Origin of the sequence: Pseudoroseicyclus sp. CXY001, from assembly GCF_041714655.1 — a bacterium.
Lineage (GTDB): Bacteria > Pseudomonadota > Alphaproteobacteria > Rhodobacterales > Rhodobacteraceae > Pseudoroseicyclus_A.
In genome coordinates this window covers 2367586-2384760 of the sequence record NZ_CP168219.1, presented here as the reverse complement: position 1 = coordinate 2384760, position 17175 = coordinate 2367586, and the positions used below count along the sequence as shown (strand labels likewise).

The 17175-nt window shown below is 71.5% G+C and carries 17 protein-coding genes; 5 read left to right on the top strand and 12 right to left on the bottom strand.

What is annotated here, in order from left to right; all coding sequences use genetic code 11:
- Positions 1-526 precede the first annotated feature (526 nt).
- Positions 527-1837 carry an aminotransferase class III-fold pyridoxal phosphate-dependent enzyme gene (locus tag ACAZ03_RS11605; RefSeq protein ID WP_373353744.1) on the bottom strand — a complete coding sequence of 437 codons (1311 nt, stop codon included), beginning with the start codon at positions 1835-1837 and terminating at the stop codon, positions 527-529.
- A gap of 138 nt (positions 1838-1975) precedes the next feature.
- Between ACAZ03_RS11605 and ACAZ03_RS11600 the strand changes: the two genes are divergently transcribed.
- Together ACAZ03_RS11600 and ACAZ03_RS11595 are read left to right on the top strand one after the other, a co-directional pair.
- Entirely contained in the window at positions 1976-2425 is a 450-nt protein-coding gene (locus ACAZ03_RS11600) for an SRPBCC family protein (RefSeq protein WP_373353743.1), read from the top strand.
- Complete coding sequence (locus ACAZ03_RS11595) at positions 2415-2729, top strand: ArsR/SmtB family transcription factor (protein WP_373353741.1); 315 nt, start codon at positions 2415-2417, stop codon at positions 2727-2729. The genes ACAZ03_RS11600 and ACAZ03_RS11595 overlap by 11 nt, the downstream gene beginning before the upstream one ends.
- 29 nt (positions 2730-2758) lie before the next feature.
- Here the strand turns inward: ACAZ03_RS11595 and ACAZ03_RS11590 are convergent, their stop codons facing one another.
- From ACAZ03_RS11590 to ACAZ03_RS11560, 7 genes are all read right to left on the bottom strand, one after another.
- Positions 2759-3256: a putative immunity protein gene (locus ACAZ03_RS11590; RefSeq protein WP_373353740.1), complete on the bottom strand. Its 498-nt coding sequence runs from the start codon at positions 3254-3256 to the stop codon at positions 2759-2761.
- A gap of 120 nt (positions 3257-3376) precedes the next feature.
- Positions 3377-4114, bottom strand: coding sequence for a class I SAM-dependent methyltransferase (locus tag ACAZ03_RS11585; protein WP_373353738.1), 738 nt, complete (start codon positions 4112-4114; stop codon positions 3377-3379).
- Positions 4115-4118: 4 nt separating this feature from the next.
- Positions 4119-4820, bottom strand: coding sequence for a creatininase family protein (locus tag ACAZ03_RS11580; protein ID WP_373353736.1), 702 nt, complete (start codon positions 4818-4820; stop codon positions 4119-4121).
- Entirely contained in the window at positions 4820-5431 is a 612-nt protein-coding gene (gene cobO / locus ACAZ03_RS11575) for a cob(I)yrinic acid a,c-diamide adenosyltransferase (RefSeq protein ID WP_373353735.1), read from the bottom strand. The genes ACAZ03_RS11580 and cobO overlap by 1 nt, the downstream gene beginning before the upstream one ends.
- 122 nt (positions 5432-5553) lie before the next feature.
- Positions 5554-7008, bottom strand: a complete 1455-nt coding sequence (locus ACAZ03_RS11570) for a cobyric acid synthase (protein WP_373353733.1) — start codon at positions 7006-7008, stop codon at positions 5554-5556.
- A gap of 40 nt (positions 7009-7048) precedes the next feature.
- On the bottom strand, positions 7049-7891 hold the full coding sequence (locus tag ACAZ03_RS11565; RefSeq protein WP_373353731.1) for a DUF305 domain-containing protein: 843 nt from the start codon (positions 7889-7891) through the stop codon (positions 7049-7051).
- 167 nt (positions 7892-8058) lie between these two features.
- Entirely contained in the window at positions 8059-8385 is a 327-nt protein-coding gene (locus ACAZ03_RS11560) for a DUF6280 family protein (protein WP_373353729.1), read from the bottom strand.
- A gap of 326 nt (positions 8386-8711) precedes the next feature.
- On the opposite strand from ACAZ03_RS11560, the gene ACAZ03_RS11555 reads away from it, so the two are divergent.
- Positions 8712-9539 (top strand): inositol monophosphatase, encoded by an 828-nt coding sequence (locus ACAZ03_RS11555; protein WP_373353727.1) that lies wholly within the window; start codon positions 8712-8714, stop codon positions 9537-9539.
- Here ACAZ03_RS11555 and ACAZ03_RS11550 read toward each other — a convergent pair.
- The 3 genes from ACAZ03_RS11550 to ACAZ03_RS11540 are packed head-to-tail and all read right to left on the bottom strand — an operon-like array spanning position 9523 to position 12658.
- The gene (locus ACAZ03_RS11550; RefSeq protein ID WP_373353725.1) at positions 9523-10260 is read right to left on the bottom strand and encodes a folate-binding protein YgfZ; all 738 of its coding nucleotides are present in this window, start codon (positions 10258-10260) and stop codon (positions 9523-9525) included. The two genes, ACAZ03_RS11555 and ACAZ03_RS11550, sit on opposite strands and share 17 nt — an antisense overlap.
- Positions 10257-12005: an ABC transporter ATP-binding protein gene (locus ACAZ03_RS11545; RefSeq protein WP_373353723.1), complete on the bottom strand. Its 1749-nt coding sequence runs from the start codon at positions 12003-12005 to the stop codon at positions 10257-10259. Before ACAZ03_RS11545 ends, ACAZ03_RS11550 begins: the two co-directional genes overlap by 4 nt.
- Positions 12002-12658, bottom strand: a complete 657-nt coding sequence (locus tag ACAZ03_RS11540; protein WP_373353721.1) for a tyrosine-protein phosphatase — start codon at positions 12656-12658, stop codon at positions 12002-12004. Before ACAZ03_RS11540 ends, ACAZ03_RS11545 begins: the two co-directional genes overlap by 4 nt.
- A 115-nt stretch (positions 12659-12773) precedes the next feature.
- Here ACAZ03_RS11540 and ACAZ03_RS11535 point away from each other — a divergent pair, with 115 nt between their 5' ends.
- Positions 12774-13940 (top strand): alanine--glyoxylate aminotransferase family protein, encoded by a 1167-nt coding sequence (locus tag ACAZ03_RS11535; protein ID WP_373353719.1) that lies wholly within the window; start codon positions 12774-12776, stop codon positions 13938-13940.
- 444 nt (positions 13941-14384) lie between these two features.
- Here ACAZ03_RS11535 and ACAZ03_RS11530 read toward each other — a convergent pair whose 3' ends face one another.
- Complete coding sequence (locus ACAZ03_RS11530; RefSeq protein WP_373353717.1) at positions 14385-15509, bottom strand: pyridoxal phosphate-dependent aminotransferase; 1125 nt, start codon at positions 15507-15509, stop codon at positions 14385-14387.
- 470 nt (positions 15510-15979) lie between these two features.
- Between ACAZ03_RS11530 and ACAZ03_RS11525 the strand changes: the two genes are divergently transcribed.
- Entirely contained in the window at positions 15980-17146 is a 1167-nt protein-coding gene (locus ACAZ03_RS11525) for a putative peptidoglycan glycosyltransferase FtsW (protein WP_373353715.1), read from the top strand.
- Positions 17147-17175 lie beyond the last annotated feature (29 nt).

Sequence of the window (17175 nt, the reverse complement as noted above, 5' to 3'; positions counted from 1 at the left end):
CTGTTCCCCCGCCCGGCACGCGCCGGCACGGCGCAGGGCGAGCGCCGGCCCGTCCCGCGGGCTGGCGCTCCGGTGGGGGAAGCGCGTCGCTTCGAGCGGGGATGTGGCGGCACCATAAAGTGCGATGCGGAAGCCTCGGAGCGCCACCCCCCGGGCCCGCGCTCGCCCTGCGCGGCACGGTTGCGAGGGGGAAGGTGGGTTACAAACCCACCCTACGCTTGGGTCCGCCGGTCGTTCAGAGTACCTGCCCGGTACGCGCCGCAGGCGCAGGGCGAGCGCCGGCCCGTCCCGCGGGCCGGCGCTCCCGAGGGGTTGCGCATCGCTTCGAGCGAGGATGTGGCGGCACCATAAAGTGCGATGCGGAAGCGTCGGAGCGCCAACCCCCGGGCCGGCGCTCGCCCTTCGCGGCACGGTTGCGCGCGGTTGCGAGGGGGAAGGTGGGTTACAAACCCACCCTACGTCTGACGGGCGGGTCGCGCCCGGTTCATGGTGGGCAACAACCCACCCCAGGGCCGCGAAGCCCCCCTCACCGCGTCAGATAGGCCCGCCAGAGCTCGCCGATCCGGCCGATGTCGTCCTCCGTCACGATCAGCGGCGGCGACATGGCGCAGCTGTCGCCGACGGGGCGGATGATCAGCCCCGCCTCCCAGAGCGCCGCATGGGCGGCCTTGCCGGCGGCGCCGACGTCGCCCTCCGGCTCCAGCTCCACCGCGCCGAGGATGCCGTAGTTGCGGATGTCCCTGACGCCCGGCAGGTCGGCCAGTCCGTGCAGCATGTCCTCCCAGACCGGCGCCATGGCCTTGGCATTCTCGAAGATCTGCCCGTCGCGATAGGCGTCCATCGTGGCGATGGCGGCGGCGGAGGCGAGCGGGTGGCCCGAATAGGTGTAGCCGTGGAAGAGGTCCGGCATGGCCGCCGGCCCCTGCAGGAAAGCCTCGCGGATCCGCGCCGGCACCAGGACGCCGCCCATGGGCACGGTCGCGTTGGTGATGCCCTTGGCGCAGGTGATGAGATCCGGCGTCACGCCGAAGCTCTGATAGGCGAAGGCCTCGCCCGTCCGCCCGAAGCCGGTGATGACCTCGTCGAAGATCAGCAGGATGCCATGCGCGTCGCAGATCTCGCGCAGCCGCTCCAGATAGCCCTTCGGCGGCGGGAAGACGCCGCCGGCGCCGACAACCGGCTCGACGAAGACGGCGGCGATGTTCTGCCCGCCATGGAGGTCGCAGAGCCGCTGGAGGTCCTCGGCCCGGTCGGCGCCGCTCTCCGGCTGGCCGCGCGAGAAGCGGTTCTCCTCCGTGCCGGTGTTCCGCATATGCGCGACATGCGGGTAGAGGAGGCCGAACTGCGCCTTGTTGAGCGGCAGGCCGGCGAGCGAGGTGCCGCCGATGTTGATGCCGTGATAGGCCTTCTCGCGCGCCACCAGGATGCGCCGCCCTGCCTCGCCGCGGGCGCGGTGATAGGCGAGCGCGATCTTCATCGCCGTATCGACGGCCTCGGAGCCGGAATTGGTGAAGAAGATATGGTCGAACCCGGGCGCCAGCGCCACGACGCGGCTGGCCGCCTCGAAGGCGATCGGGTGGCCCTGGTTGAAGGTGTGGACGTAGTCGAGCGTCGCCGCCTGCTCCTGGATCGCCTTTGTGATCCCCGGATGGCCATGGCCGGCGTTGCAGCACCAGAGGCCGCCGGTGCCGTCGATCATCTGATGGCCGGAGACGTCGGTATAGTGGATGCCCTTGGCCCCGGTGATCAGCCGCGGGTTCTCCTTGAACGTCCGGCTGGGCGTGAAGGGCATCCAGAAGCTGTCGAGATCATTCGGGGCGCGGGCGGTATCGGGCATGGGATCCTCTGGTCTGGCAGGTCTCCCGCGAGCCTAGACCTCGGGCCGGGCGGGCGAAAGGGGGCGTGATCCGCAACGAATGGGTTGCATGATGGGCGATGATCTGTCAGCGGTTGCGCAACCAGGAGGTTGCGGAACATGAGCGATAGCATCACGCGGGACATCTTCATCGACGCGCCCCCCGCCCGCGTCTGGGCGGCGATCAGCGATGCCGGAGAATACGGGCGTTGGTTCAACTGCCGCCTCAAAGGCGCCTTCGCCACCGGCGCGCTGGTGAGCGGCGAGATCACCGAGCCCGGCCACGAGGGCACGCCGTTCTGGCTGCAGGTGGAAGAGATGGTGGCGCCGGAGCGCTTCTCCTTCCGCTGGCCCTGGGCGGAGGCGGCGCCGGAGGGCGCGCTGGAGGAGACCACGCTCGTCACCTTCACGCTGGCGCCGGAGGGGGCGGGCACGCGGCTCACCGTCACCGAAAGCGGCTTCGACGCGGTGCCAGAGGGCGAGCGCGCCCGGCGGCTCAAGGACAATGCGACGGGCTGGGAGATCCAGTGCGCCCGCATCAAGGCGCATGTCGAGCCCCATGTCGCTTGAGCTGGCGGCGACCTTCGCCGCCCTCGGCGACCCGACGCGGCTCGCCCTCGTCGAGCGGCTGAGGGGGGCGGAGGCGCTGGCGGTCGGCAGCCTCGCGGAAGGGCTGCCGATGAGCCGGCAGGCGGTGTCGAAGCATCTCGCGGTGCTGGCCGAGGGCGGCGTGGTCTCGGCGTCGCGCGAGGGGCGGCAGGTGCTCTACCGGCTGGAGCCCGCGCGCGTGGCGGAGGCGGAGGCCTTCCTGCAGGCGGTCGGCGAGCGATGGGACGCGGCGCTGGGGCGCCTGAAGGCGCATGTGGAGCGCTGACGCATCACTCCGGGCCAGCGCCGCGCGGCTCAGCCGAAGACGCCCCAGCAGGCATGGTTGCGCAGGCGCTGGTCGTCCAGCACCAGCGCCCGGATCGGCTCGGGCAGCTCTGCCCGCTGCCAGTCGCGCTCGGCGCGCGCCGCCGCCGCCCCCTCCGCCGCCTCCCGCGCCCGGATTGCATAGGCCGCGGCGCCGAGCTCGTGCTGGGCGACATGGGCGACGGCCACCGCCTGCGCCGCCGCCAGCGCCACGAACTTCGGCGCGCCGCCCACCTCCCGCGCCGCCGCCCGGCCCTGGCCGGCCGCCATGGCGGCGCGCGCCCCGATCTCGCCCCGGGCCCAGGCGCGGGCGAGGGCGACGGCTTCGCGCGGCCGGCGGTCGCCCGGATGCTCCGCCTCATAGAGCGGCAGAACATGCTCCGCGCAGGCCGCCGCCCAGAGCGCGAGGAGCCGGTGGTCTGCCTCGGTGAGGCTGCCGCCCCGGTGGCGGCGCATGAAACGCGGGTCGCGCGGTTCGGTGAAGATCATCGCTGCCTCGGTGGTTGGACACCCACCCTACGCCTGATCCCGCGGCGGCGCATCATGGGCTCGCATTTCTTCAAAAACCGTCTGCCCATGCAGCCGGGCGCGCCGCCTGCCCGCCGGGCCCTACGCCACCACCGGCCGCGCCTCGATCCAGAGGAACAGCGGGAACTTCGTCCAGCGCTCCCGGCCGGTCCAGGCGCTCTTCGGCGCCGGCTGCGGCTCGATCATGCGGGTGAGGAGGAAGCCGGCCTTCCACAGCGCCTCGGTGTAGAAGGTCGCCGGCCGCGACCAGCCGGCGACATCCAGGGCGAGCCCGTCGCGCTCCTCGCGGGTCTCGAAACGCTCGGTGCTGAAATAGCCCGCCTCCCAGGCGAGGACGCTGGCGCCCGCCTCGCCTTCGACCTCGGCCCGGCACGTGAAGGGATGGGGGAGCGAGATCACCAGCCGCCCGTCCTCGCGCAGGAGCCGGCGGATCTCGGTGAGGGCCGGCGGCACCTTCTCGATATCCGCCAGCACGTTGCAGAGGAGCGCGAGGTCGAAGGCGGCACTGGCGTAGGGGATCTTCGCCGCCGGCGCCACGGCATAGGCATCGGCCGAGCCCTTGTCGCGGGCGGCACTCACCATCTCCTCCACCGGGTCCACCGCGGTCACATGGTAGCCGAGCGTCTTGAGCAGCGCCGAGACCCGCCCCTCGCCGCAGCCGATGTCGAGCGCGGCGCCCGAACCCGGGCCGATGAAGCTGCGCAAGGTCGCCTCATAGGCCCAGTAGGCATCGTGGCCCGGGGCGCGGGCCCAGCGGATCCACCCGGGCGCGGCCCTCTCCCAATGGGCGATGTCGGCGCCCTTTCTCGAGAAGATCATGGGCCTACTCCCAATCGCCCTCCAGAAGCGCCCGCGTCTCGGCCACGGCCACCTCCCAGAGGCGGGCCATGTCGGCATCGGGCTTGCGGTAATGCCCGCCGTAATTACCGTCGCCGATGAGGGCGCGGACGCCGGCGGCATCCCTGTCTTTCAGCCGGTCGAAGGGGACATAGGGCTTTTGCTCCTCCGGCTCGGGATGGCCGGGCAGGCGCGTGAAGGGGAAGTTCTCCATCCAGCTCGCATGGCTCGCCACCGGGTCGATCGCCTGCACCGCCTCCCAGACCTTCGGGGCGCGCCACCAGTCGTGGAAGCGGCAGCGGGCGCCAGGATGCGCGGCCATCCATTCGGCGGTGACCGGCTGGACGGGCGTGTTGCCGCCATGGCCGTTGACGATCAGCACGCGGCGGAAGCCGGTGGCGTAGAGGCTGTCGAGGATCTCGCGCACCACAGCCGCATAGGTGGCGAGGCTGAGCGTCACCGTGCCGGGAAAGGCCATGAAATAGGGCGTGATGCCATAGGTGAGGGCGGGGAAGACCGGGACACCCAGCGGCTCGGCCGCCTCGGCCGCCACCCGCTCCGCCAAGAGGGAATCCGTGGCCAGGCTCAGATGTGCATGCTGCTCGGTGCAGCCGAGCGGCAGGATGCAGCGGTCGTCGCCCTCGAGATACGCCTCGACATCGCCCCAGCTCGCCTCGGCGATGCGCATCAGAACTCGACGCCCCGCTGCGCCTTCACGCCGGAGCGGAAGGGGTGCTTCACCAGCTCCATCTCCGTCACCAGATCGGCGGCCTCGATCAGCTCTTCCGCCGCATTGCGGCCGGTGAGGACGACATGCGTCATGGGCGGCTTCTCCTCGGCCAGGAAGGCCACCACCTCGGCGGCATCGACATAGCCGTAGCGGATGGCGATGTTGATCTCGTCAAGAAGCACCATGGCGAAGTCGCCCGAGGCGATCAGCTCCTTCGCCTTGCCCCAGGCGGCCTGGGCCATCTCGATGTCGCGGGCCTTGTCCTGCGTCTCCCACGTGAAACCCTCGCCCATGGTGTGGAACTGGCAGAGGTCGCTGAAGCGCCCCTCGATCAGGCTGCGCTCGCCCGTCTCCATCCCGCCCTTGATGAACTGGACGACGGCGGAGGGCATCTCATGCGCGATGCATCGGAAGATCATGCCGAAGGCGGCGGTGCTCTTGCCCTTGCCCTTGCCGGTATGGACGACGATCAGCCCCTTCTCGCCGGTCTTGGTGGCCATGATCTTGTCGCGGGCGGCCTTCTTCTTGGCCATCTTCTGGGCGTGGCGGGCGTTGTCGTCGTCGCTCATGTCGGGAGTCTCCTTTGGGGGGAGACTGGGCGGAGTGGCGGGCGGGGGCAAGGGTGGAGAGGCCGGGGGTTTTCCACCCCCGGACCCCCGGAGGATTTTCCGGGAGCAAAGACTGGGGGGCCTCAGCGAGGAGGGGCGGCGAGGCTGAAGAGCGTGTCGAGATCGAGATGGGTCTCGAGATGGGCGGCGAGGGCGTCGAGCGCGGAATCGACGCCGTCCTCGTAGCCGGGCAGCGAGGGGGCGCCGAGCCCGGCGAGATAGGCGGCGCGGAAGGCGTCGGAGGAGAAGAGCCCGTGGAGATAAGAGCCGCGGATGCGCCCGTCGGGGGAGGCCGCGCCCTCGGGGGCGCCCTCTACCTCCAGCCAGGGCCGGGCGGCGTCGGGCCCTTCGGTTACCCCGATGTGGATCTCGTAGCCGGTAAGCGGCGCGCCCGAGGCAAGGTCGCGGCCGGCGACGGAGGTCAGGCGCTTCTCGGGCTGCATCCTCGTCGCCACGTCGAGGAGGCCGAGGCCGGGCTGGCTGCCTGGCGGGCCCTCGATGCCCTCCGGGTCGGCGATCACCTTCCCCAGCATCTGGTAGCCGCCGCAGAGGCCGAGGACATGGCCGCCCCGGCGGACATGGGCCGCGAGGTCGATGTCCCAGCCCTCGGCGCGGAGGGCGGCGAGGTCGGCGAGCGTCGACTTGCTCCCGGGGATGAGGACGAGCGCGGCATCGCCCGGCAGGGGCTCGCCCGGGGGGACGAGCGTGAGCTCGACGCCCGGCTCGGCGGCGAGGGGGTCGAGATCGTCGAAATTGGCGATGCGGGGCAGGCGGGGCACGGCGATCTTCAGGGCGCCGCCGCGGGCGAGGGGGCGGGCGAGGTCCATCACATCCTCCGCCGGCAGGCGCGCGGCCTCCGGCAGATGGGGGAGGATGCCCAGGGGCGCCCAGCCGGTGCGGGCGGCGATGATGCGCATGCCCTCGGCAAAAAGCCCCGGATCGCCCCGGAACTTGTTGATCGCAAAGCCCTTGATGAGCGCGCGGTCGCCCTCGGGCAGAACCGCATGGGTGCCGACGAGCTGGGCGATGACGCCGCCGCGCTCGATGTCGCCGACCAGCACCACGGGCACGCCCGCCGCCTCGGCGAAGCCCATGTTGGCGATGTCGCCGGCGCGGAGGTTCACCTCCGCCGGGCTGCCCGCGCCCTCGACGATGACAAGATCGCGGCCCGCGCCGATCTCGCGGAAGGCGGCGAGCACCTCGGGCAGGAGCTCGCCCTTCATGGCCCCGTAGTCGCGCGCCTTCAGCGTGGCGCGGCGGCGGCCGCGGACGACGACCTGCGCGCCCGTCTCGCTTTCGGGCTTGAGGAGGACGGGGTTCATCGCCGTCACCGGCTCGAGCCCCGCCGCGCGGGCCTGCAGGGCCTGCGCCCGGCCGATCTCTCCCCCGTCGGCGGTGACGGCAGCGTTGTTGCTCATGTTCTGCGGCTTGAAGGGCGCGACCTTCAGGCCGCGCCGAAGCGCCGCCCGGGCGAGCCCCGCGACGATCAGCGACTTGCCGACATTGGAGCCGGCACCCTGGATCATGATGGCCTTCATGCCGCCCCGATTAGCGGCGGGGCGCGGCGGGGGGAAGGGCTCAGCCGCAGGCCCAGAAGCCGCGGTAGCCGACGGTGAGCCCCTGATCCATGCGGAAGACCAGATCGGCATCGCCGCGCCAGCCCGCCGCATCGCCGAGGGGCGTGACCTCCATCGAGGCGCCCGCCGCCTCCCAGAGGCCGCCCGCCGGGCCGGGGGCCGGGCCCTCGAGCGTCACGAGCGTGTCGTTCAGCTTCATCGCGGCGCTGCCGGTGGAGGAGACGGCGAGCACCGGGCCTGTCTCGCGGCTCTGGTGGAAGACGCAAGTCCCCGGCCCGCCGATCACCGTGTCGGCCTCGCCGGGGGCGAGGGGGGCGGGGTCGAGCGCGGCGACCTGCGGCGCGGCCAAAGCCTCATCCACGCTGCCGGGGAGCGGCATCGGCGGCTCCATCACCTCCGCCGCCTCGCCGGCATGGGCGATCAGGTAGCGCATCTCGGAGATCTCGCGGCGCTGGGCGGCGATGATCTCGTCCGCCAGCTTGCGGACCCGCGGATCCTCGATGCCGGCGCGCTCGGAGGTCATGATGGCGATCGAGTGATGCGGGATCATGGCGCGCATGTAGGAGGTGCCGGAGACGGTCACCTGGCTGCGCACCAGCCAGAGCGACAGAGCAAAGACCAGCGCGGCGCCGGCGAAGATGGCGAGATTGACGAGGCGGCTGGGATACATCGCGGCCATGAAGGCCAGCATGACGATGGCCATTGCGGCGCCCATGAGCAGCGCCATCCAGGCGCGGGTCTCGGAGAAGAACAGATGCTCGGCGGCGTAGGTGTTGAGGTACATGAGCGCGAACATGACCACCGTCGAGGTGGCGATCATCGCGAAGAACCTACCGTACGTCATCCTGCGTCTCCCGTCGGGCCTTTGGGGGCCAATGACAGGCGCGGGCCTATGGTTCCGGCGGGAGCGCCGCTTGCGCCCGCCGGCAACAGAAAAGACCTGCCGTGGCAGCACGGCAGGTCTTTTCTTCACAACCCCGATCCGGTGAGGCCCGAATAAGGGCGCAGGGCTCAGGCGGCGCGCTGGGCCTCGAGCTCGGCGGCCTGACGACGCTCGCTCTCCTCGCGGGAGAGGGCGACGGAGGTGCGAACCCCCTTGCCGACGAATTCCATCAGGCCTTCAACGACGCGCTCGTTCGGGTCGATGCCGGCGCAGGTGAGAACCTCGCGCCCATCGCGGGAGCGGGCCCAACGGGCAATCTGTTCCGGACCATTGCCGTATTTCTTGTCATCGGCGATGGCATCGTCCAAGGCGGCCAGGACAACGGCGGCAAAGAGCTTGCGCGCGCGGTTGCCCTGCTCATTGTTGTAGGCGGTGCCGTCCACGAAGTCTCTCATCTTACGTCCTTTGGTCTTTTTGCTCTTGCTGTCGGCGTGCCGGCGTTTATGCGCATTGTTTTGGCGATTCGGGTTTGCCAAATTCGGAATGTCAGTTATGCGCTCAGCGCATGGCTTGGGCCGCCAGGCTCCCGCATCTGTGAGGGTTGCACCGGGACCAACGCGACATATAGGGTCAGCCCAGCTTTCGACAAGGTATGGCCGCAACAGAGCCGCGCCTCCTAGTAGACGGCTTCTAAGCTGTTGGTCCTGAGGGAAGACTTGCGCCTCGTGTCTGAATTTTCGGTTAAAAAACTCTGCTCAAAGCGACGTGAACTGGCAAGATCGTGGTAACGGAAACACAAAAGGCGCTGGTGATCGCCGCCGTCCGCGATGCCGCGCGGGCCGAGATCCTGCCCCGGTTTCGCGCGCTGGGCGCGGGTGACGTGTCCACCAAATCCGGCCCGACGGACCTCGTGACGCTCGCCGATACCGAGGCCGAGGCCGCGATCGGCGCCGCGATCACCGCCGCCTGGCCCGAGGCGCGCGTCATCGGCGAAGAGGCGGTGGCGGCCGACAAGGCGCTCCGCGACGAGATGGCCGGGCCGGGGCCGGTGGTGATCGTCGACCCGGTCGACGGCACCTGGAACTTCGCCAAGGGTCTGGCGATGTTCGGCGTCATCGTCGCCGTGGCGGTCGGGGGCCAGCCCGTCTGGGGGATGATCTACGACCCGGTGATGGACGACTGGATCGAGGCGGCCGAGGGCGGGGTCACCGAATTCGTTTCCGCCGGCACGCGGCGGCGGCTCGCGACCTCGCAGGAGGAGCGCAAGAGCCGGATGGCCGGCTATGTGCCGATGGGGCTCTATCCCCGGCCGCTCCGCGCGCGGATCGCGCAGGAAAGCGCCACCTTCAACCGCATCCAGTCGCTCAGATGCTCGGCGCATGAATACCGGATGCTGGCGCAGGGGCATGTGGAATTCGTTCTCACCGGCCCGGTCCCCCATCCGTGGGACCATGCGGCCGGCGCGCTCGCGGTCACCGGGGCGGGCGGGGTCGTGCGGTTCCTCGACGGCGGCGCCTACGAGACGGGGCGGCGCAAGGGCGTGCTCCTCTCCGCCGGCAACGAGGTGGCGTGGCAGAAGGTGGCGGAGCGGTTCAGCTTCCTGGGATGAGCCGGAGGCGCGCCTCGCCGGCCTGCATCCCGCCCTCCGCCCGGTCGAAGCGCAGATAGGCGATGCCCTCGCCCCCGGCGACCGTGTGGAGCTGGCCGACGGGGCGGCCGTCCGAGGTGATCTCGGTGCCGGGCGCGGCGTCGCCCTCGACCGCCACCCGGGCGAGGCCCTTCCTGAGCTCGGTCTTGTGCTTCATCCGCGCCGTGACCTCCTGGCCGACATAGCAGCCTTTGCGGAAGTCGACGCCATGGAGCCGCTCGAAGCCGGCCTCGAGGATATAGGTCTCGGGCGTCAGCTCGACCCCCGTCTCCGGCACCAGATGCGCGACGCGGAGCGCGGCCCAGTCGGTGCCGTCGTCGCCCGCCTTGTCGCCGTAGAGCCGCCAGCCGAGCGCCGGATGCCGCGGGTCGGGCAGGGCGCCCTCGGGCGGCGTGCCGGTGCCGCAAAAGACCTTGAGCGGGCTTTCCGCGATCGTGATCTTGCGGCGGAGCTTGTACATGGTGAGCCGCTGGAAGAGCGCCGGGGCGAGGCTCTCGTCCACGTCGATCAGCAGCTCCTCCCCCCGCGCCACCAGGAAGAAATCGGCCACCAGCTTGCCCTGCGGCGTCAGGAGCGCGGCGTAGAGGATGCCGTCGCCCGCGAGCTTGTCGAGGTCGTTGGTGACGAGCCCCTGCAGGAAGTCCGCCGGGTCGGCGCCTGTGAGGCTGAGAAGGGTTCTCATGAGGTCTCGTCCGCGAATTGCATGGCATGGAGGTCGGCATAGAGGCCGCCTCTTTCAAGGAGCGCGGCATGGGAGCCCTCGTCCACGACCCGGCCGCCATCGAGGACGACGATCTTGTCGGCGCCGCGCACGGTGGAGAGCCGGTGGGCGATGACGAGCACCGTCCGCCCCTCCGAAAGCCGCTCCACCGCCGCCTGTACGCCGGCCTCGGTGCCGGTGTCGAGCGCGCTCGTCGCCTCGTCGAGGAGGAGGATCGGCGCGGCGCGGAGGAGCGCCCGGGCGATGGCGATGCGCTGCCGCTGCCCGCCGGAGAGCGCCGAGCCACGGGGGCCGGCGGGCGTCTCCAGCCCCGCGGCGAGGCGGGGCAGGAACTCGGCGACATGCGCCGCCTCCAGAACCTCGCGGAGCTCGGCCTCCGGCACGTCGCGGCCGAGGACGATGTTCTCGCGGATGGTCTCGTCGAAGAGCAGCGCCTCCTGCGTGACGACGGCGAAGAGCCGGCGAAGCGCCGTGAGGGGCAGGGCGGTGATGTCGGTGCCGCCGATGGTCACCCGCCCGCCCTGCGGCTCGGCGAGCCGGGTCAGCACGTTGAAGACGGTGCTCTTGCCCGCCCCGGATGCGCCGACGAGCGCCGTCGTCTTGCCCGCCTCCGCCGTGAAGCTCAGCCCCGTCAGCGCCGGCATGTCGCCATAGGCGAGGGAGAGGGCCTCGAAGCGTATCTCCGGCGCGCCCTGCGGGGCCTCGGCGGGGCGGGCGGGGGCGGTGATGGCGGGGCGGGCCGCGAAGAGCTCCCGCAGCCGCTCGACGGAGGCGGAGGCCGCCTGCCAGAGGCCCGAGAGATTGCCGAGCCGGCGGAGCGGCTCGAAAGCGAGGCTGATCGCCGCAAAGAACGCCATGAACTCGCCGACCGTCCGCTCGCCGTTGATGATCTGCAGGCCCCCCAGCCAGAAGACGAGGAAGAAGCCGATGCCGCTCATCAGGTCGATGAGCCCCGGGATCGCCGCCTGACCAGAGGCGGCGCGCACCTCGGCCCGCACCTTCTCCTGCGTCGCGCGGCCGAAGCGGGCGGCCTGATAGGCCTCGAGCCCCGCGAGCTTCACCTGCGCGATGCCGTGCAGCACCTCGTCTAGCCTTGTGGACATGGCCGAGGCCGCCACCCGCGCCGCCTTCGCCCGCCGGCGCACGTAGCGCTGCGCGAGGAGGGAGGGCAGGACGAGAAGCGGGATCCCGGCCAGCGCCACCGCCGTCCACCGCCAGTCGACCGAGAGCGCGACCCCGAAGAGCACGATGACCGAGACGGCATCGCGCCCGACGCCGGTCGTGAGCTGGATCAGCGACTTGCCGAGCTGCGTCACGTCGCCCTGCACGCGCTCGATCAGCTCGCCCGGCGGATGCGTGTGGTGAAAGCCCATGCCGAGGCTCATCAGATGCGCGAAGAGCCCCTCGCGGAGCGCGGCGGAGCTCCGCTCGGTGACGGAGGTCATGAGGATCCGCTGGGTCATCGAGGTGAGCGCGCGGAGGAGGAAGATGCCGAAGACGGCGAGGGCCACCACCTTCAGCGCCGCGACATTGCCGCCGACCAGCACCTGGTCGAACATCGGCTCGATGAGCTTGGCGAGCGCGCCGACCGCCGCGCCCTCCACCGCCATGGCGGCGAGGGCGAGGCCGATGCGGCCCCGATGGGCGCGGAGATACCCGCGCCAGAGCCAGCGCAGATGGCCCTCGGCTTTTTGCCCGCCCCTCATTTCGGCCCCAGCTCGCCGGCGTCGAAGGCGGCCTGGATGGCGGCGGGATCGTAGCGGGTGGCGAACCATTCCTCCGGCCCCATCCGGGGCGCGTCCTCGGCATAGAGGTCGAGAATGTCGTCGAGGATCGCCGTTTTGCCCTTCCGCCGGTGCAGGTGATGCCAGCCGAGCTGGGCGCGCGCCTCTGCGAGGGGCACTCCTGTGGAGGCAAGGTAGAGCGTGGCGGCGATGCCCGTCCGGTCGGCGCCGCTCTTGCAATGCATCAGGAAGGGCCGCTCGATCCGCCGGAAGATCTCGAAGAGCCGCAGATACGCCTCCCGCGGCGCGGCGGCCCGCGCCTGCAGCGGCGTCGCCCAGAGCGCCAGCCCCAGTTCGCGGCAGGCGGCGGCCTCGATGCGGAAGGCGGCCGAGGGCGGCGCACCCCGGAGCGACAGGATCGCCCGCATCCCTTCCTGCCGGTAGGTCCTGAGCCTCCCGACCGTCGGGTGGTTCGAGCGGAAGACGCCGGGCGCGACCTCGGCGAAATTGTGCCAGTGCCGTCGGAGGATGGCGTGATCCTTCATGGCGTAGCTCCACCGCGCGCCGAGGGTCGGGCGGTAGGCCTCGGCCACCTCTGGCGCCACGTCGGTGAAGGAGATCGCCGGCTTTTCCATCGCTTTCGCGGCGTAGCCGCTGCCCGCCGCCGGGGCAAGCGGGGCGCCGGCGATTGACCGCCCCGCGAGGCGGGGCTAGGCGGGGCCGGACGCGACAATCCCCCGGAATCCTCCCATGCCCGACACCGGCCGCAGCTACCTCGCCATCCCCGGCCCCTCCGTGATGCCCGACCGGGTGCTCCGCGCCATGCACATGGCCGCGCCCAACATCTACGAGGGTGAGCTCCACCACATGGTGGCGCGGCTGAAGCCCGACCTCGCGAGGGTCGCGGGCACGGCCCATGACGTCGCCATCTACACCGGCAACGGCCATGCCGCCTGGGAGGCGTCGCTGGCCAATGTCATCTCCCCCGGCGACCGGGTGCTGGTGCTGGCGACCGGCCGCTTCGGCATCGGCTGGGGCGAGGCGGCGGCGCGGGTGGGCGCGGTCGTCGAGCACATGCGTTTCCCCTGGGGCCAGCCGGTCGATCCGGGGCAGGTGGAGGAACATCTGCGGGCGAACGCCGCCTACAAGGCGATCCTCGTCTGCCAGGTGGACACGGCGACCTCCGTCAAGACCGAGATCGCCCCGATCCGCGCCGCCATGGATGCGGCGGGGTCGGAGGCGCTCCTCATGGTCGACTGCATGGCCTCGCTCGGCTGCGACCGCTTCGAGATGGACGGGGTGGGCGCCGATGTGGTGACCGCCGGCTGCCAGAAGGGGCTGATGACGCCGCCGGGCCTCGCCTTCGTCTTCTTTGGCCCCCGGGCGGCGGCGGCGGAGCGGGGCGATGCCGTCAGCCAGTACTGGGACTGGCGCCCCCGCGCCCGGCCGGAGGTGTTCTTCCAGAACTTCGGCGGCACGGCGCCGACGCATCACCTCTATGGCCTCCGCGCCGCGCTCGACATGATCTTCGAGGAGGGGCTGGAGGAGGTCTGGGCCCGCCACGCCCGCCTCTCCCGCGCCGTCTGGGCGGCGCTCGAGGCCTGGGACATCGGCGGCGCCTTCCGCCCGACGGTGCCCGAACGCGCGAGCCGCGCCTGGTCGGTGACGACGGTGGAGGCCGGTGCGGACAACGGCGCGCGGCTCCGCCGCTTCGTCGAGGAGAAGACGGGCGTCACGCTCGGCATCGGCCTCGGCGCCGAGCGGCCGGAGGCCTTCTTCCGCATCGGCCACATGGGGCATGTGAATGCCCATATGGTGCTCGGGGTGCTCGCCTGCATCGGCGCCGGCCTGAAGGCGCTGGACATCCCGCACGGGTCCGGCGGGCTCGACGCGGCCATGGCGGTGATCGCGGAGTAGGGGGCGCCTCGGGTGGGTTTGTAGCCCACCGCCTGCGGTACGCCTGAGGTTTGCCCCGGTCCCGGGACGCTTGGGGCCGCGTGACACCGCCCGGCACCCGGTGGGTTACAAACCCACCCTACGCCTGCTTCCGCGCGCTGCGCCCTGGGTCTGGCGTAGGGTGGGTTTGCAACCCACCATTGTCGCCACGCTCGCACATTGCCCCGCCCGGGACGGGCCGGCACGGCGCAGGGCGAGCGCCGGCCCGTCCCGCGGGCTGGCGCTTTGGTTGGGTCCGGGCCCGGCCCCTGAGCGAGGGCGGGGTTGCTCCATAAAGCGCGCCGATGAACGGGAGGTGCGCCACCCCCCGGGCCGGCGCCAGCGCTGCGCGGCAATGCGGCAATGTCGGGCCCGGTTGAAAGGGCCGCTGGCCCACCGCACCCCGCTCCCCCTGTAGGGCGGGCTTCAGCCCGCCACCCCCCGCGCCAGCGCCGCCGCCAGGGCCTCCGGCAGCACTTCCTCCAGCAGGTCGAGCTCCTCCGGCAGCCCGGCGGAGATGCGGATGCAGCGGTTGCCCGGCGCCGCGAAGGGCATGCGGACGAAGACGTCCCGCGCCGCCAGCTCCTCCAGCACCGCCCGCGCCAGCGCGCCGTCGCCGCCGCAATCCACCGCCACGAAATTCGTGGCCGAGGGCAGGGCAGCAAGCCCCGAGGCCGCCGCGATCCCGGTGATCCGCTCCCGCGCCGCCGCGACGCGCCCCCGCACCTCCGCCAGCCAGCCCTGGTCCCCCAGCGCCGCCAGCGCCCCGGCCTGGCTCATCCGCGACATGCCGAAATGGTTGCGCACCTTCTCGAAGGCGCGGATCACCTCGGCCGGCCCGAGCGCATAGCCCACCCGCGCCCCCGCCAGCCCGTAGGCCTTTGAAAAGGTGCGGAACCGCAGGACTCGCGGGTCCTCCACATCCACCTCGGCCGCCGTGCCCTCCGGCGCGAATTCGACATAGGCCTCGTCGAGGATCAAAAGCGCCCCCTCCGGCACCTCCGCCACCATCTCCGCCAGGGCCGCGCCCGAGTGCCAGCTGCCCATCGGGTTGTCGGGGTTGGAGAGGTAGAGGAGCTTTGCCCCCGCCTCCCGCGCCCGGCCGATCAGCGCGCCCGGGTCCTCGTGATCGCTCCGGAAGGGCACCTTCTCGGCGCGCCCGCCGTAGCCCGCGACGTGATAGTCGAAGGTCGGATAGGAGCCGAGCGACGACACCGCCACTTCGCCCGGCGCGAGGAAGAGCCGGACGGTAGAGCCGAGGAGCCCGTCGATCCCCGCGCCGAGGACGATGTTCTCCATCGCCACCCCGTGATGGGCGGCGAGCGCCCGGCGGAGCTCGTGCCCGGCGCTGTCGCCGTATTTCCAGCTCTCCGCCGCCTCGGCCGCCATGGCCTCCACGGCCCGGGGAGACGGCCCGAAGACGTTCTCGTTTGCGCCGAGCCGCGCCCGGAACGGCCGCCCGCGCGCCCTCTCGAGCGCCTCCGGCCCGACGAAGGGCACGGAGGAGGGCAGGGCGGCGGCAAGCGGGGCCAGGCGCGGATCGTCGGACATGACCGGCAGATAAGCGGGCCTCGCGCGCCTCCGCAACTGCCCGTTAATCGCGGCACCTCACCCGCCGGGGGCTTGGGGCTGGCGCCTCGCGCCATGCTCCGTCGACCTCCCGGGGCTCGTCGGGTGGAAGGGCCGCCGCCGGGAGCGGAGCGCAAGACGCGGCGCCCCGCTCCACTCCGCCCGGGCGCCTGGACGGCGGAGGCCCTCGCCCCGGCGCTCCCGAAGTCGGCGCGCCAATCATTGCTCCCCGCTCCGACCTTCCCCCGCCGCCCCCATGTCTTTGCTCCCGAAAAATCCTCGGGGGGAGTCTCCAAAGGCGACGGGGGGCAGACAGCCCCCCGGGACCCCCTCTCCACCCGGCCACACCGGCCGCTGCGATTCGCAAGGGGCTGGCCAGCGCGAATCATCGGCGCTACACTCTCCTCAACGACCCGGGCCAATCCGGGCGATGTACGAGGCAGCAGTGCATCATGACAGAGATGGTCTACGGTGCGGCCCCCGTGCGGGCCGGCGATCCCGTTCTCCCGCGCTGGTGGCGGACGGTCGACAAGTTCACGATGGCGGCGATCTTCGGGCTGTGCGGCCTGGGGCTGCTGCTCGGGCTGGCCGCCTCGCCGCCGCTCGCCGAGCGTAACGGGCTCGACCCGTTCTACTACGTCACCCGCCAGGCCTTCTTCGGCGGGATGGCCATGGTGGTGATGCTCGTCACCTCCATGATGTCGCCGCTGCTCATCCGCCGCCTCGCCGTTCTCGCCTTCCTCGCCTCCTTCGTGGCGCTGGCGCTCCTGCCGTTCTTCGGCACCGATTTCGGCAAGGGCGCCGTCCGCTGGTATTCGCTCGGCTTCGCCAGCTTCCAGCCGTCGGAATTCCTCAAGCCCGTCTTCGTCGTCCTCTGCGCCTGGCTCATGGCGGCGGGGCAGGAGATCGGCGGCCCGCCGGGGCGCCTGTGGTCCTTCGGGGTCGCCGTGACCGTCGCCGGGCTTCTCGTCATGCAGCCGGATTTCGGCCAGGCCTGCCTGGTGCTCTTCTCCTGGGGCGTGATGTATTTCGTCTCCGGCGCGCCGATGCTGCTGATCTTCTCGATCGTCGCCCTCGTCGGCGGCGCCGGGCTCATCGCCTATAACTCCTCGGAGCACTTCGCCCGGCGGATCGACGGCTTCCTCAGCGCCGAGGTCGATCCGACCACCCAGATCGGCTACGCCACCAACGCCATCCGCGAGGGCGGCTTCTTCGGCGTCGGCGTCGGCGAGGGTCAGGTGAAATGGTCGCTCCCCGATGCGCATACCGATTTCATCATCGCCGTCGCGGCGGAGGAATACGGGCTGGTGCTCGTCCTTCTCGTCATCGCGCTCTTTCTCTTCATCACGCTGCGCTCACTCTTCCGCCTGACGAAGGAGCGTGACCCCTTCATCCGCCTCGCCGGCACCGGCCTCGCCTGTGCCTTCGGCGTGCAGGCGATGATCAACATGGGCGTCGCCGTGCGGCTTCTGCCCGCCAAGGGGATGACGCTGCCCTTCGTGTCGAACGGCGGCTCTTCCGTGCTGGCGGCCGGGCTGGCGGTGGGGATGCTCCTCGCCTTCACCCGCACGCGGCCGCAGGGCGGCATCGCCGACATCTTCCTCGGGCGGGGCCGGTGAGCGACGCGGTCACCGAGCCCCTGCGCGCC

Coding starts and splice junctions, on each gene's coding strand:
- ACAZ03_RS11605 (WP_373353744.1), bottom strand. CDS start 1,837: ATGCCCGATACCGCCCGCGCCCCGAATGATCTCGACAGCTTCTGGATG.
- cobO (WP_373353735.1), bottom strand. CDS start 5,431: ATGAGCGACGACGACAACGCCCGCCACGCCCAGAAGATGGCCAAGAAG.
- ACAZ03_RS11540 (WP_373353721.1), bottom strand. CDS start 12,658: ATGGAAAAGCCGGCGATCTCCTTCACCGACGTGGCGCCAGAGGTGGCC.
- ACAZ03_RS11570 (WP_373353733.1), bottom strand. CDS start 7,008: ATGAAGGCCATCATGATCCAGGGTGCCGGCTCCAATGTCGGCAAGTCG.
- ACAZ03_RS11580 (WP_373353736.1), bottom strand. CDS start 4,820: ATGCGCATCGCCGAGGCGAGCTGGGGCGATGTCGAGGCGTATCTCGAG.
- ACAZ03_RS11600 (WP_373353743.1), top strand. CDS start 1,976: ATGAGCGATAGCATCACGCGGGACATCTTCATCGACGCGCCCCCCGCC.
- ACAZ03_RS11585 (WP_373353738.1), bottom strand. CDS start 4,114: ATGATCTTCTCGAGAAAGGGCGCCGACATCGCCCATTGGGAGAGGGCC.
- ACAZ03_RS11535 (WP_373353719.1), top strand. CDS start 12,774: ATGCCCGACACCGGCCGCAGCTACCTCGCCATCCCCGGCCCCTCCGTG.
- ACAZ03_RS11565 (WP_373353731.1), bottom strand. CDS start 7,891: ATGACGTACGGTAGGTTCTTCGCGATGATCGCCACCTCGACGGTGGTC.
- ACAZ03_RS11560 (WP_373353729.1), bottom strand. CDS start 8,385: ATGAGAGACTTCGTGGACGGCACCGCCTACAACAATGAGCAGGGCAAC.
- ACAZ03_RS11525 (WP_373353715.1), top strand. CDS start 15,980: ATGACAGAGATGGTCTACGGTGCGGCCCCCGTGCGGGCCGGCGATCCC.
- ACAZ03_RS11590 (WP_373353740.1), bottom strand. CDS start 3,256: ATGATCTTCACCGAACCGCGCGACCCGCGTTTCATGCGCCGCCACCGG.
- ACAZ03_RS11545 (WP_373353723.1), bottom strand. CDS start 12,005: ATGAGGGGCGGGCAAAAAGCCGAGGGCCATCTGCGCTGGCTCTGGCGC.
- ACAZ03_RS11530 (WP_373353717.1), bottom strand. CDS start 15,509: ATGTCCGACGATCCGCGCCTGGCCCCGCTTGCCGCCGCCCTGCCCTCC.
- ACAZ03_RS11595 (WP_373353741.1), top strand. CDS start 2,415: ATGTCGCTTGAGCTGGCGGCGACCTTCGCCGCCCTCGGCGACCCGACG.
- ACAZ03_RS11550 (WP_373353725.1), bottom strand. CDS start 10,260: ATGAGAACCCTTCTCAGCCTCACAGGCGCCGACCCGGCGGACTTCCTG.